Source organism: Mesorhizobium sp. M1E.F.Ca.ET.045.02.1.1 (assembly GCF_003952485.1).
GTDB lineage: Bacteria > Pseudomonadota > Alphaproteobacteria > Rhizobiales > Rhizobiaceae > Mesorhizobium.
This window is the reverse complement of the sequence record NZ_CP034447.1, coordinates 1228580-1242448: the sequence shown is the minus strand read 5'-3', so window position 1 is coordinate 1242448 and position 13869 is coordinate 1228580. Positions and strand designations below refer to the sequence as shown.

At 64.8% G+C, this 13869-nt stretch carries 13 protein-coding genes; 4 read left to right on the top strand and 9 right to left on the bottom strand.

The window, feature by feature from the left end:
• Positions 1 to 195: 195 nt before the first annotated feature.
• From EJ070_RS05795 to EJ070_RS05780, 4 genes are all read left to right on the top strand, one after another.
• Entirely contained in the window at positions 196 to 1161 is a 966-nt protein-coding gene (locus tag EJ070_RS05795; RefSeq protein WP_126090470.1) for an ABC transporter permease, read from the top strand.
• Positions 1151 to 1966, top strand: a complete 816-nt coding sequence (locus tag EJ070_RS05790) for an ABC transporter permease (protein WP_126090469.1) — start codon at positions 1151 to 1153, stop codon at positions 1964 to 1966. The genes EJ070_RS05795 and EJ070_RS05790 overlap by 11 nt, the downstream gene beginning before the upstream one ends.
• Positions 1967 to 2069: 103 nt before the next feature.
• Positions 2070 to 3497, top strand: a complete 1428-nt coding sequence (locus EJ070_RS05785; protein ID WP_126090468.1) for a gamma-aminobutyraldehyde dehydrogenase — start codon at positions 2070 to 2072, stop codon at positions 3495 to 3497.
• Positions 3498 to 3645: 148 nt separating this feature from the next.
• Complete coding sequence (locus EJ070_RS05780; RefSeq protein WP_126090467.1) at positions 3646 to 4131, top strand: ester cyclase; 486 nt, start codon at positions 3646 to 3648, stop codon at positions 4129 to 4131.
• 214 nt (positions 4132 to 4345) lie between these two features.
• On the opposite strand, the gene EJ070_RS05775 is transcribed toward EJ070_RS05780, so the two are convergent.
• From EJ070_RS05775 to EJ070_RS05730, 9 genes are all read right to left on the bottom strand, one after another.
• The gene (locus EJ070_RS05775; protein WP_126090466.1) at positions 4346 to 4660 is read right to left on the bottom strand and encodes a hypothetical protein; all 315 of its coding nucleotides are present in this window, start codon (positions 4658 to 4660) and stop codon (positions 4346 to 4348) included.
• A gap of 29 nt (positions 4661 to 4689) precedes the next feature.
• Positions 4690 to 5052: a nuclear transport factor 2 family protein gene (locus tag EJ070_RS05770; protein ID WP_126090465.1), complete on the bottom strand. Its 363-nt coding sequence runs from the start codon at positions 5050 to 5052 to the stop codon at positions 4690 to 4692.
• 78 nt (positions 5053 to 5130) lie between these two features.
• Positions 5131 to 5604, bottom strand: a complete 474-nt coding sequence (locus EJ070_RS05765) for a carboxymuconolactone decarboxylase family protein (protein WP_126090464.1) — start codon at positions 5602 to 5604, stop codon at positions 5131 to 5133.
• Between the two features lie 96 nt (positions 5605 to 5700).
• Complete coding sequence (locus EJ070_RS05760) at positions 5701 to 7254, bottom strand: alpha/beta fold hydrolase (RefSeq protein WP_126090463.1); 1554 nt, start codon at positions 7252 to 7254, stop codon at positions 5701 to 5703.
• 124 nt (positions 7255 to 7378) lie between these two features.
• Positions 7379 to 7693, bottom strand: a complete 315-nt coding sequence (locus EJ070_RS05755) for a formate dehydrogenase subunit delta (protein WP_126090462.1) — start codon at positions 7691 to 7693, stop codon at positions 7379 to 7381.
• Entirely contained in the window at positions 7683 to 8507 is an 825-nt protein-coding gene (fdhD, locus tag EJ070_RS05750; protein ID WP_126090461.1) for a formate dehydrogenase accessory sulfurtransferase FdhD, read from the bottom strand. Before fdhD ends, EJ070_RS05755 begins: the two co-directional genes overlap by 11 nt.
• Positions 8508 to 8763: 256 nt before the next feature.
• Positions 8764 to 11676: a formate dehydrogenase subunit alpha gene (gene fdhF, locus EJ070_RS05740; RefSeq protein ID WP_126090460.1), complete on the bottom strand. Its 2913-nt coding sequence runs from the start codon at positions 11674 to 11676 to the stop codon at positions 8764 to 8766.
• Between the two features lie 10 nt (positions 11677 to 11686).
• The gene (locus EJ070_RS05735) at positions 11687 to 13243 is read right to left on the bottom strand and encodes an NADH-quinone oxidoreductase subunit NuoF (protein ID WP_126090459.1); all 1557 of its coding nucleotides are present in this window, start codon (positions 13241 to 13243) and stop codon (positions 11687 to 11689) included.
• Positions 13240 to 13719 (bottom strand): formate dehydrogenase subunit gamma, encoded by a 480-nt coding sequence (locus tag EJ070_RS05730; RefSeq protein WP_126090458.1) that lies wholly within the window; start codon positions 13717 to 13719, stop codon positions 13240 to 13242. Before EJ070_RS05730 ends, EJ070_RS05735 begins: the two co-directional genes overlap by 4 nt.
• Positions 13720 to 13869: the final 150 nt, after the last annotated feature.

Below are 13869 nucleotides of genomic sequence, written 5' to 3'. Positions count from 1 at the left end.
CCTGCCGGACATCTCCCCCGCAAGGGGGGAGATTGGCTGTCACCATTGGCTTCGCCAACTTCCAAGGTTGCAGAACTGGCAAGGCAGACAAGCTGCTGATCTCCCCCCTGCGGGGGAGATGTCCGGCAGGACAGAGGGGGGTGCGAAGGAACTCGGCCTTACCGCCATTGATCCAATCGACGCGGCAGGCGCCCCATGACCATCGCCGCGCTCAACTCCAACCCCGCCCCTGCCATCCTGCCCGGCAGCGGCGGCTTGCGCGGCGCTTTCTCCGACCTGTTCTGGCGCCGGCCGAAACTCCTGCTTTTCCTGATGCTGCTGCCGCCGGTTCTGTGGCTGGGCATCGTCTATATCGGCTCGCTTTTCGCGCTGCTCCTGCAGAGCTTCTTCTCGATCGACGAGTTCTCCGGCCTCATCAATCGCGAGTTCACGCTGAAGACCTATGGCGACCTGTTCCAGGCCGCCAATCTCGACATCATCCTGCGCACGGTGACGATGGCGGCGCTCGTCACGCTCGCCTCGGCGGTCGTGGCGTTCCCCATCGCCTATTATGCGGCGCGCTATGCGCGCGGCCGCTGGAAGGCGCTGTTCTATCTCGGCGTCATGCTGCCGCTCTGGTCGAGCTACCTGGTCAAGATCTATGCCTGGAAGCTGATCCTCGCCAAGGAAGGCATCCTCACCTGGCTGCTGGTCAAGCTGAACCTGCTTTGGCTTCTGGACGGCTGGCTGTCGCTGCCCATCGTCGGCGGCAACTCGCTGTCTGTGTCCTTCACCGGCACCTTCATCGTCTTCGTCTATGTCTGGCTGCCTTTCATGATCCTCCCCGTTCAGGCGGCGCTCGAGCGCGTTCCCGGCAACCTGGTCGAGGCCTCGTCCGATCTCGGCGCCTCGCCCGGGCAGACTTTCCGCAACGTGCTGTTTCCGCTGGCGCTGCCCGGCATAGTCGCCGGTTCGATCTTCACCTTCTCGCTGACGCTCGGCGACTACATCATCCCGCAGATCATCGGCACCTCGCGCCTGTTCATCGGCCAGGCCGTCTATTCGCAGCAGGGCACCGCCGGCAACATCCCTTTAGCCGCCGCCTTCACCGTGGTGCCGATCGTCATCATGGGCTTCTACCTTTGGGGCGCCAAGCGCATGGGGGCCTTCGATGCGCTCTGATCGCGGCCAATCCGCCCCGCTTCGCCTGAAGATCGCCGCTGCCTGCGGCCTGCTCTTCCTGCACCTGCCGATCCTCTTGATCTTCGTCTACGCCTTCACGACCGAGGAGAAGAGCTTCGTCTGGCCGCCGCCGGGGCTGACCACGCAATGGTTCGCCGTCACCTGGAACCGCCCGGACGTGTGGGAGGCATTGTCGCTGTCGATCCGCGTCGCCGCCATCTCGACGGCGATCGCGCTGGTGCTCGGCACGCTCTGCGCCGCCGCCGTCTCGCAGACGCGCTTCTTTGGCCGCGAGACGATTTCGCTGCTGGTCATCCTGCCGATCGCGCTGCCCGGCATCATCACCGGCATCGCGCTGCGCTCGGCCTTCGCGCTGGCCGACATCCCGTTCTCGTTCTGGACGATCGTGCTTGGCCACGCCACCTTCTGCGTGGTCGTCGTCTACAACAACGCCGTTGCCCGCTTCCGCCGCACCTCCGGCTCGATGATCGAGGCCTCGATGGACCTCGGCGCCGACGGCTTCCAGACGTTCAGGCATGTCGTGCTGCCCAATATCGCGACCGCGCTCCTTGCCGGCGGCATGCTGGCCTTCGCGCTGTCCTTCGACGAGGTCATCGTCACCACCTTCACCGCCGGCCAGCAGCAGACCGTGCCGATCTGGATGCTGGAGGAATTGATCCGCCCCCGCCAGCGCCCGGTCACCAATGTCGTGGCCATGGTGGTCGTGCTGGTGACGCTGCTGCCGATCCTGTTGGCTTACTACCTGACCCGCGACGGCGACCAGATCGCGGGGAGTGGAAAATGAAAACAGCGAATAGGGAGTAGCGAATAGCGAATAGGGGACATCGGCGGTCAAACCCTACTCGCTACTCGCTATTCGCTACTCGCTCCTGATCAAGGAGAACCCAATGGACACCCAGATGCTGATCGGCTCGAAATTCGAGAAGGGCACCGAAACCGAGGAGCCGATCCTCAATCCGAAGACCGGGGCGACGATCCTCAACTTGGCCGAAGCGAGCCCGGCGCAGATCGATGCTGCTGTCAGTGCTGCCGAACAAGCGTTCGTCAGTTGGTCGCGCACGACGCCCGCGCAGCGCTCGGGCTACCTGCTCAAGATCGCCGACCGCATCGAGTCGGAAGCCAAGGAATTCGCCGCGCTCGAGGCGCTGAACTGCGGCAAGCCGATCAATGCCGTGCTGAACGACGAGATCCCGGCGATCGTCGACTGCTACCGCTTCTTTGCCGGCGCGGTACGCTCGATGCCGGGCCAGGTTGCGGGCGAATATCTGCCCGGTCACACCTCGATGGTGCGGCGCGACCCGATCGGCATCGTCGCCTCGATCGCGCCCTGGAATTATCCGCTGATGATGATGGCCTGGAAGCTGGCGCCGGCGATCGGCGGCGGCAACACGGTGGTCTTCAAGCCGTCGGAGCAGACGCCGCTGACGACGCTGAAGCTGGCGAAGATCCTCGCCGAAATCCTGCCCGAGGGCGTCGTCAATGTTGTGCTCGGCCGCGGCGACAGCGTCGGCAACGCGCTGATAAACCATCCCAAGGTCAACATGATCTCGATCACCGGCGACGTCGCCACCGGCAAGAAGGTGCTGCAGGCGGCCGCCAAATCGGTCAAGCGCACGCATCTCGAGCTCGGCGGCAAGGCGCCGGTCATCGTCTTCGACGATGCCGATCTCGGCGCCGTGGTCAACGGCCTGCGCGCCTTCGGCTATTACAATGCCGGCCAGGACTGCACCGCCGCATGCCGCATCTATGCCGGCAAGAAGATCTACGACAAGCTGGTCGCCGATCTCTCTTCCGCCGTATCGACCATCAAGTACAACCAGCCTGATGACACCGAAAACGAGATCGGGCCGCTGATCTCGCGCCGCCAGCGCGACCGCGTGTCGAGCTTCGTCGAGCGCGCTTCGGAACTGAAGCACATCGAGATCACCACCGGCGGCAAGCCGGGCGACGGCTCGGGCTTCTTCTATCAGCCGACGGTGGTTGCCGGCGCGCTGCAGGAGGACGAGATCGTGCGCCGCGAGGTCTTCGGCCCCGTCGTCTCGGTCACCCGCTTCTCGGATGTTGACGAAGCCGTGAGCTGGGCCAACGACAGCGACTACGGCCTTGCCTCGTCGGTGTGGACCAAGGACGTCTCCCGCGCCATGACGACAGCCGCCCGCCTGCAATATGGCTGCACCTGGATCAACACTCACTTCATGCTGACCAACGAGATGCCGCATGGCGGACTGAAGCAGTCCGGCTACGGCAAGGACATGTCGCTCTACGCGCTGGAGGACTACACCGCCGTCCGCCACGTGATGGTGGCGCATGGCTAGGCGCCTTTATCTCTCCCCTTGTGGGAGAGGTCGGATTGCCCCGATTTGCTCTTCGCAAATCGGTTGGCAATCCGGGTGAGGGGTAAGCCTGGCGCCAAGCTGGAACACCTCTCATCCGACCGAGATTCAACCAGGGAGGAAAACAACAATGCAACGCCGCCAGTTTCTGACATCCGCAGCCATCGCCGCTACGGTTCTCGCCGTGACGCCATCCTTCGCCGGAGACACCGCGCAGTCGGTGGTCGAGGCCTATGTCGCAGCCTGGAATGCGCATGACTCGGCCAAGGCCGCCGGCTACTTCGCCGACGACGTCACTTACTATGACGCCTCAGTCGGCAAGCCCGTCACGGGTAAAGACGCCGCCAAGACCGGCGTCATCGACAATTTCCTGAAGGCCGTTCCCGATGCCGTATGGACGATGAAGGGCAAGCCGCTGGTAGACGGCGACCGCGTCTCCTTCGAATGGGAGTTCTCCGGCACCAATACCGGCGCCTGGGCAGACGGCACCGCCGCGACCGGCAAGAAGTTCTCCTTCACCGGCGCCTCGATGTTTTCCGTCAAGGACGGCAAGATCGCGACCCAGAGCGACTATTACGACGCGCTCGGCTTCTACAAGCAGCTCGGCCTGATGTAGGGGCGAGTCGGTGCCCCCTTGCGGGGTCCGAAGGACGGGGCGAGACCCGTGGCTCGCCCCCGGGCGGTGGATTGTCGCGAAGCGACAAGACGGATGAGGGGTGTTCCAGCTTGGCGCCAAATCACCCCTCACCCGGATTGCCAACCGATTTGTGAAGGACAAATCGGGGCAATCCGACCTCTCCCACAAGGGGAGAGGTAGGCCAAGCAGGCCACTACTCGACGATCCGGAAGATCTGCCAAACGCTGGTGCCCGACACCACATAGGGCTCCAGCTCCTTGCCCCATTTGGCGTGCGCGTCGATCTTGCCGATCTTGGCGAAGAACTCCTCCAACTGGGCCAGGCTCTGGACCTGGTGATGCGTCTCGACGGTGGCTTCGCGCGCGCCGATCGAGCCGGTCATGATCTGGAACCCGAGATCGGCGATGCCGACCTGCGAGCCGATCTCGCGTTCCCATTGCCGCATCATCTCGAGCACCCTCTGCTTGTGACCGAACTTGGCGTCGATCTGCCATCTGGCGCTGAACATCTTGGTTCTCCTCCATGTTTTGGGTTGATCTACTCGTCCCACGCCTGCACGACCGTCTGCCGGGCGATGCGGCCGTTCTTCAGCTCCAGCATCGCCGCGCAGAACACCTTCGTGCCGTCCGGATAGACGCAGGCCTGGGTGAAGGCGAGGCTGTCGCCCTCGGCGATGGTGGTGTCGACCTTATGGGTCATCGCCCGGCTGCAGATGTCGTCCCAGAAGGTGCTGATCGCCGCACGGCCGCGGATTTCGCGCGGCTTGCTCGGCGGATTGTTGCGGTCGATCACCCGCACCAGCGCATCGTCGTTATAGAAACTCGCCAGCAGCTTGCCGTCACGGCCTTCGATCGCCTTCTTGATCGCCGCGCCGTCCACTGTTTGGGTCTTGGTCAGCATTTCATCCTCCATGTGTCCGTCTGACCGGGCGTTCGATTGAGGCGCCGCCCGGCGCGAATGCCGGGGCGGCGTTGCGTTTCACTGCGATTTGGCCTTGACGGCGGCAAACAGGTCGTCGGTCTGCTTCTTGAAGGTGGCGAGGTCGACCTGGCTGCCGTTGAGCATGGTCGACCAGTGGCGCACGATCGCCGCCATCGCTATGGCCTCCTTGATCTCCTCATCGCTCGCGCCGTTGGCCTTGGCCGCCAGCGTGTGGAAATAGATGCAGTACTGGCAGGGAATCTGCGAGGCCACCGCAAGGCCCATCAGTTCCTTGGTCTTGCCGTTAAGGGCGGTGTTCGGATTGAGCTGCACACCCTTGATCTCGGCCCAGGCGCCGGCGACCGCAACATCCGGCAGCGTCTTGAACATGTCGGGCACCGTGCCGAGCGTGGCCTGGATGTCCTTGTAGGCGGCGGTCGCGGTAGCGTCCTCGGCCTTCGCGGGAACAATGGTGAACAGCGCGCCAATGCTCGCCACGATCACCAGGGATTTGAGCTTCGACTTCTCCATTTCATCCTCCGTTGGCAGGTCCTTTTCCGGCCTGCATGGAGAGAATTCATAGCGCTCCAGCCCGCAGAGCCGCTTCGCCCGAAAGCGCCATGGCTCTCATGGCCCGTCCGGGCCAGCTTGCCTTGCCGAGAAAGCCGCCGCGGCAGCCCGCGACGGCAGGTCGAGCTTGAGCAGTATGTTGGCGACGTGCCGCTTGACCGTATGCTCGCTGAGCTTCAGTTCGGCGGCGATCGCCGCGTTGCTCATGCCGCCGGCGATCAGGTTCACCACCTCGCTTTCCCGCGCCGTTAGCGCGGCCGGCTCTGCCGGCCTGGATTTGGGGCGGCAGGCTGGTTCCAGATGCTGTTCCGACGTTGCCTGAACCACCGGCAGCGGTTCGCCCAGTTCGTCGAGACTGATGCGCCCGGCATCGACGAAATGCAGGCCGGAACCTACCGCGAGTTCGGAGACCAACCTGGAGGCGAGGATGTCGCCGCGTCCGGCATGGGTGGCGAGTTGCATGGTCACCCGCGCTGTCAGCCCGACCGGCGCGCCGCGCATTTCGATCTCGCCTACATGCACCCCTTGCGCGCTCGCAACGCCGATCTGATGCGCCGCGTCGCGCAGGGCCGCCGCGCAGCGTATGGCGCGCGCCGGTCCGTCGAAGCGCGAGATCATCAGCTCGCCATGCGTGCCGGTGACGCGCCCGCCATGGCGGCCGACCAGCAGCCGCCATGTCTCCTGGAAGCGCTGGCTCCGCTCGTTCCACATCCGGTCGCCGAGCTTGGCCGTGTCGTAGATGCGCGTCACCAGCAGCGCGGCGAGCACGCGCTCGGTGTCGGCCACCGCCGGCTGGCCGGTCAGGAACTCCTCGACCAGGTCGGCCACCCGGTCGACGTCCCCGGTCCAGATCGGATGGTCGCGTCCGGGTATCTCGACCAGCCGGGCGTCGTGGATCTTCCTGGCGAGGAAGCGGCTGGCCTCCGGGTCGACGCGCGCGTCGTTGCGGCGATGGATGAGGAGCGTCGGCGCGCTGATCGCCGGGAGGATCCCGCGCACGTCGATCCCCGCATTCATGCGCGCCAGCGCGGCAGCGGCCGTCGGGCTGGCCGACAGCCGCTCGAATCGTGCCCACCACCGGGAGAAGTGAGGATCGTCCACCCGGCCCGGAGCAAAGTTGGGCAGGGTCGCACCGGTACCCCACGATATCTCCGCCGTTTCGATGAAGGCTTCCAGGCGCTCCGGCGGCATCACCCATTTGTGGAAATGCGCATAGCCGCCATAGAGCACCAAAGTCCGCGTCCGCTCCGGATAGGTGGCCGCAAACAGCATCGCCATCGGCGCTCCTTCCGAGGCACCGAGGATCGCCGCGCGGCCGCTGCCGGCGGCGTCCATGACCGCGCGCACGTCGTCCATCCGGGTCTCTAGGCTGGGCAGGTGATGGGTATCGACGCGGTCGGAAAGCCCGGTGCCGCGTTTGTCGAACAGGATCAGCCGCGAGAAGGCCGAGAGCCGTTTCAACAGACGGCTGTAGCCTTCGTCCTCCCACTGCAGATCAAGATTGGAGATGAAGCCCGGCACGAAGACGAGATCGAACGCACCCTGGCCGATCACCTGATAGGCGATCCGCACGTCCCCGCTACGGGCGTACCTGGTCTCGATCGGCCTCACGCCACTGTCCCGCCCGGCCAGACGATTTCCTGTCGGCGACCATAGCAGAAGCAGGCCGTCGGCGGCAGCAAAACTTTAGAGAGCGGGAATATAAGACCTTTGGCGCCAAGGGACGCGGCAGCTCCTATTTGTGCGGAGCGGTGCTCCCGGCTTCAGCGGGTTTGGCATAGCCGAGGCTCTTGTCGGCCTGTTCCGGCGTCAGCGGACGCTTGATCTTGGCAGAGGCTGCGATCACCAGTTCGTCGAAATCCTCCGGGTCGCCGTCCAGCAGCTCGAAGAACTGCCGCCGCATCCTGGGCTCCCAGAACTTGTTGATGTGCTCGGCAACGCCGGCGATGCCTTCTTCGCGCGGCTTCGAATGGAAGAAGGTGGCGATCTGATTGGCCATGCGCACCAGCTTTTCCTTGGTGCTGGCGATGTGTTCTTCGTCATGCGACATGCTTGGCAACTCCGGAAGCCACCCGGTCCGGGTGGGTGAAAATATCGAAATCGTCGCCGCGCACCAGCGCCACCAGCGTCATGCCGGCGGCCTTGGCCGTGCGGATGGCCAGCGCCGTCGGCGCCGAGACGGCCATGATGATCGGGGCGCCGATGGCAGCCGTCTTCTGCACCATCTCCACCGACACGCGCGAGGTCACCACGACGGCGCCGCTCGCGCCGTCGATGCCGGCTTTCGCCAGCGCGCCGGCGAGCTTGTCCAGGGCATTGTGGCGGCCGACATCCTCGCGCGCCATCACGATGCCCTTGCCGGGAACATAGAAGCCTGCGGCATGCACTGCGCCGGTCTCAGTGTGCAGCGGCTGCAGCTTCGACAGAAGCTTGACCGAACGGGTCACGTCCTCGGCATCAAGCGTAAGCTTGGACGAACCGACCGCGTCGACCGAGCGCATCGCTTCCTCTATGGATTCGATGCCGCATAAGCCGCAGCCGACCGGCCCGGCAAGCCGACGCCGCCGCGCCTGGAAGCGCGTGTTGGCCTTGTCTTTCAGACGGATCTGGATGTCGATGCCGGCGCCGAGATCCTCGACTTCGATCGCCTCGATCTCTTTCGGGTCGGCAACGATGCCTTCGGTCAAAGAGAAGCCGAGCGCGAAATCCTCGAAATCGGCGGGGCTCGCCATCATCACCGCATGGGTGGTGCCGGCATAGGAGAACGCCACCGGCGTCTCCTCCGGCACCATGCGGTTCGCGGCCGCGGTGCCGCCGGCGCGATGCGCGAGACGAGAGATCTGAGAGACAGGAGGGCGGGTCACGAGGCGCCAACCTTTGGCCTGCCGGCCATTTCACTTAGGAAGCGTCTTGCTTCAACGGGCGATTGCTCTCCCAGGCCATCCCCCACTCCGTCGCTGCTTCGCAGCGCCACCTCTCCCCCCTCCGGAGGGAGAGGAAGGGAGCCTGTCGTACGCGCGCTTTCCTCTCCCCCGTCGATCGGGGGAGAGGTGTCGAGCGAAGCTCGACGGAGTGGGGGTCGATCAGCCGTCAAGATTGAAGCTCTTGCCTCGACACAAACTACTCCGCCGCCTGCAGCGGGGCGATGCGGCGGCTCTGGCGCGCCTGCTCGTTATACTCCGTCTGCCACTCGGTCGGGCCGTTGGACGGCGCCACCTGCACGGCGGTGACCTTGTACTCCGGACAGTTGGTCGCCCAGTCCGAGAAGTCGGTCGTGATCACGTTGGCCTGCGTGTCCGGGTGGTGGAAGGTCGTGTAGACGACGCCCGGCGACACGCGGTCGGTGATCAGCGCGCGCAGCGTGGTCTCGCCGGAACGGCTCGCCAGCCGCACCCAGTCGCCGTCGCGGATGCCGCGGTTCTCGGCGTCGTGCGGGTGGATCTCCAGCCGGTCCTCGGCATGCCACGCGACATTCTCGGTGCGCCTGGTCTGCGCGCCGACATTGTACTGCGAGAGAATCCGCCCGGTGGTGAGCAGCAGCGGATAACGCGGACCTGTCCGTTCGTCGGTCGCCACATATTCGGTGCGGATGAACTTGCCCTTGCCGCGCACGAAGCCGCCGACATGCATGATCGGCGTGCCGAGCGGCGCCTTCTCGTTGCACGGCCATTGCACCGATCCGACGCGGTCGAGCAGTTCGAACGACACGCCGGCGAAGCTCGGCGTCGTCTTGGCGATCTCGTCCATGATCTCAGACGGATGCGTGTAGTTCCAGTCGAGCCCGATGGCGCGGGCAAGCTCCTGCGTCGCCTCCCAGTCGGCATAGCCCGCCTTCGGCTCCAGCACCTTGCGCACCATGTTGATGCGGCGCTCGGCATTGGTGAAGGTGCCGTCCTTCTCGAGGAAGGTCGAGCCTGGCAGGAAGACATGCGCGTAGTTCGCCGTCTCGTTGAGGAACAGGTCGTGCACCACGACGCATTCCATCGCGGCCAGCCCTGCGGCGACATGCTTGGTGTCGGGGTCGGACTGCAGGATGTCCTCGCCCTGGATGTAGATGCCCTTGAAGGAACCGTCGACGGCGGCATCCAGCATGTTGGGGATGCGCAGGCCGGGTTCTTCGTCCAGCTTCACGCCCCACAGGCTCTCATAGATGTCGCGCACGGCCTCGCCGGAGATGTGGCGATAGCCGGGCAGCTCATGCGGGAAGGAGCCCATGTCGCAGGAGCCCTGCACGTTGTTCTGGCCGCGCAGCGGGTTCACGCCGACGCCTGGCCGGCCGATATTGCCGGTGGCCATGGCGAGGTTGGCGATCGCCATCACCGTGGTCGAGCCCTGGCTGTGTTCGGTGACGCCGAGGCCGTAGTAGATCGCGCCATTGCCGCCCTTGGCGTAGAGGCGCGCGGCACCCCGGATCAGCTCCGGATCGACGCCGGAAAGCTTGCCGACGGTTTCGGGGCTGTTCTCCGGCAAAGCGACGAAGGACGCCCAGTCCTGGAACTCGGCCCAATCGCAGCGTTCGCGGATGAAGGCTTCGTTGAACAGGCCCTCGGTGACGACGACATGCGCCAGCGCCGTCAGCACCGCCACGTTGGTGCCGGGCTTGAGCGGCAGGTGATAGTCCGCTTCGACATGCGCCGATTTCACCATCTCGGTCCGGCGCGGATCGATGACGATCAGCTTGGCGCCCTGACGCAGCCGCTTCTTCAGCCGCGAGGCGAACACCGGGTGGGCGGAGACGGGGTTGGCGCCGATGATGACGGCGACATCGGTGAATTCGACCGAGTCGAAATCCTGCGTGCCGGCCGAGGTGCCGTAGGTCTGGCCGAGGCCGTAGCCCGTCGGCGAATGGCAGACGCGCGCGCAGGTATCGACATTGTTGTTGCGGAAGCCCTGCCGCACCAGCTTCTGGACGAGATAGGTCTCCTCATTCGTGCAGCGCGAGGAGGTGATGCCGCCGATGGCGCTGCGTCCATACTGATACTGGATGCGGCGGAACTCCTTGGCAGTATGGGCGATCGCCTCTTCCCAGCTCACTTCGCGCCACGGATCGGAAATCTTCTCGCGGATCATCGGCGACAGGATGCGGTCCTTATGGGTGGCGTAGCCATAAGCGAAACGGCCCTTGACGCAGGAATGGCCGTGGTTCGCCTTGCCGTCCTTGTAGGGCATCATGCGGATGACCTCGTCACCCTTGACTTCGGCCTTGAACGAGCAGCCGACGCCGCAATAGGCACAGGTGGTGACGGCCGAGCGCTCCGGCATGCCCTTCTCGAGCACCGTCTTCTCACGCAGCGCATCGGTCGGGCAGGCCTGAACGCAGGCGCCGCAGGACACGCATTCGGAAGCGATGAAGTCCTCATGCATGCCGGCGACCATGCGCGACTCGAAGCCGCGACCCTCGATGGTCAGCGCGAAGGTGCCCTGCACCTCCTCGCAGGCCCGCACGCAGCGCGAGCAGACGATGCATTGTGCAGGGTCGTAGGTGAAATAAGGATTGGATTCGTCGCGGGCGATATAATCGACCGCCAGCGAGCCATGGCCGGGCGCGACGCCGTTCTCTTCCTTGACGTGATTGCGGCCTTCGACGCCGTAGCGGTTCTCGGAGAGCCCGACCGACTTCGCCACCGCGTCGAATTCGCTGGCGCCGGTGCCGGCCTTCTCGTTCCAGCCGGTCGGGTGGTCGGAGACGTAGAGCTCCATGACGCCGCGGCGGATGGCGTCGAGCCGGTCCGACTGCGTGCGCACCACGATGCCTTCGGCAACAGGCGTCGTGCAGGAGGCCGGCGTGCCGGCGCGGCCTTCGATCTCGACCAGGCAGACGCGGCAGGAGCCGAAGGAGTCCAGCATGTCGGTGGCGCAAAGCTTCGGGATCTCGACCCCGCCTTCCATCGCCGCGCGCATGATCGATGTACCTTCCGGCACGGTGATGCTTTGCCCGTCGACCGTCAGCGTGACCTGCTTCGTCGCTTTCGACTCCGGCGTTCCGTAGTCGATTTCTTCGATGAGTGTCGGGAAGTCGGCTTTGATGTTCATCTGCCAGCTCCTATTCGGCAGCCACGCGCGCCGGCGCCGGCTTGAAATCCTCGGGGAAATGCGTGATCGAGCTCATCACCGGGTAAGGCGTGAAGCCGCCCAGCGCACAGAGCGATCCGAACTTCATCGTGTTGCAGAGGTCGGTGACCAGAGCGAGGTTCTTCTCCGCTTCGATGCCGGCCGCGACCTTGTCGAGAACCTCCATGCCGCGCGTCGAGCCGATGCGGCAGGGCGTGCACTTGCCGCAGCTTTCGATGGCGCAGAATTCCATGGCGAAGCGCGCCTGCTTCATCATGTCGGCGGTGTCGTCGAACACAGTGATGCCGGCATGGCCGATCAGCCCGTCCTTGGCGGCGAAGGCTTCGTAGTCGAACGGCGTGTCGAACAGCGTGCGCGGGAAATAGGCGCCGAGCGGGCCGCCGACCTGCACCGCCTTCACCGGACGTCCCGAAGCCGTGCCGCCGCCGATCTTGTCGACGATCTCGCCCAGCGTCAGGCCGAAGGCGGTTTCGAACAGCCCGCCATGCTTGACGTTGCCGGCGATCTGGATCGGGATCGTGCCGCGCGAGCGGCCCATGCCGAAATCTTTGTAGTATGCGGCGCCCTTGTCCATGATGATCGGCACCGAGGCCAGCGAAATGACGTTGTTGATCACCGTCGGCTTGCCGAACAAGCCTTGAATCGCCGGCAGCGGCGGCTTGGCGCGCACCACGCCGCGCTTGCCTTCAAGGCTGTTCAACAGCGAGGTTTCCTCGCCGCAGACATAAGCGCCGGCGCCGACGCGGATCTCCATGTCGAAGGCATTGGGCGAGCCGAGCACATTGGCGCCGAGCACGCCGGCCTTGCGGGCGATCGCGACGGCCTTGTTCATCGTCGCCACCGCATGCGGATATTCCGAGCGGATATAGACGAAACCCTTGGTCGCGCCGGTGGCGATGCCGGCGATCGCCATGCCTTCGATCAGCACGAAGGGATCGCCTTCCATGATCATGCGGTCGGCGAAAGTGGCGCTGTCGCCCTCGTCGGCGTTGCAGACGATGTATTTTTGGTCGGATTTGGTATCCAGCACCGTCTTCCACTTGATGCCGGTCGGGAAGCCGGCGCCGCCGCGGCCGCGCAGGCCGGATTCGGTCACCTGTTTCACGATGTCGGGGGGCGCCATCGCCACAGCATTCTGCAGGCCGCTCAGCCCGCTATGCGACTTGTAGCTGTCGAGCGACAGCGGATCGATGACGCCGCAGCGCGCGAAGGTCAGCCGGGTCTGCTTGGCGAGGAAGGGAATCTTGTCGGGTGCGCCGAGCCAGCGCTTGTGCGGGCCGCCCTTGAGGAAGCCGCTGTCGAACAGGCTTTTGACGTCAGATGGCTTCACCGGCCCGTAGGCGACGCGACCCTCGGCTGTCGCCACCTCGACCATCGGCTCCAGGAAATAGGCGCCGCGTGAGCCGTTGCGCACGATCTTGGCTTCGACGCCGCGCTCCTTGAGCTCCTTCTCGATCGCTTTGGCGACCTTTTCGGCGCCAAGCGCCAGCGCGCCGGAATCCGCGGGAATATAGATGCGCGGGATCATGAACGCACCTCCGCGACAATCTCTTCGATCTTCTCGTCATCGAGCCGGCCGATCACTTCGCCGTCCAGCATTGCCGATGGCGAGCAGGCGCAAAGCCCGAGGCAATAGACCGGCTCCAGTGTAACCGATCCGTCGCGGGCGGTCTCGTGGAAATCGATGCCGAGCAACTGCTTGACCTTGGCGGCGACCGCCTCCGAACCCATCGACTGGCAGGCTTCCGCCTGGCAGAGCTTCAAGACATGCCGGCCGGCCGGCCGGGCGCGGAAATCATGATAGAACGTGACGACGCCGTGGACTTCGGCCCTGGACAGGTTCAGCCCGTCGGCAATAACCGGCAGGGCGGCCTGCGGCACATGGCCGAACTCTTCCTGGAGTTCATGGAGGATCGGCAGCAAGGGGCCTTCGAGGCCCTTCAACTCATTGACGATCGCCGCCGTGCGCGACGCGATCTCGGTACTTGCAGGCTGCATCGGCATGCAGCGCCCTCCCTGGTCGTTGGCGACCTAATGTATGTCACCCCAAATATAGAGCGGTTTTGGGGCAACGACATACACAGGACGCAATATCGCTAAGTCCTTACGAAATCAGAGGAAACCCCCGAGATCAATAAAGCCGTCCCGTCGATC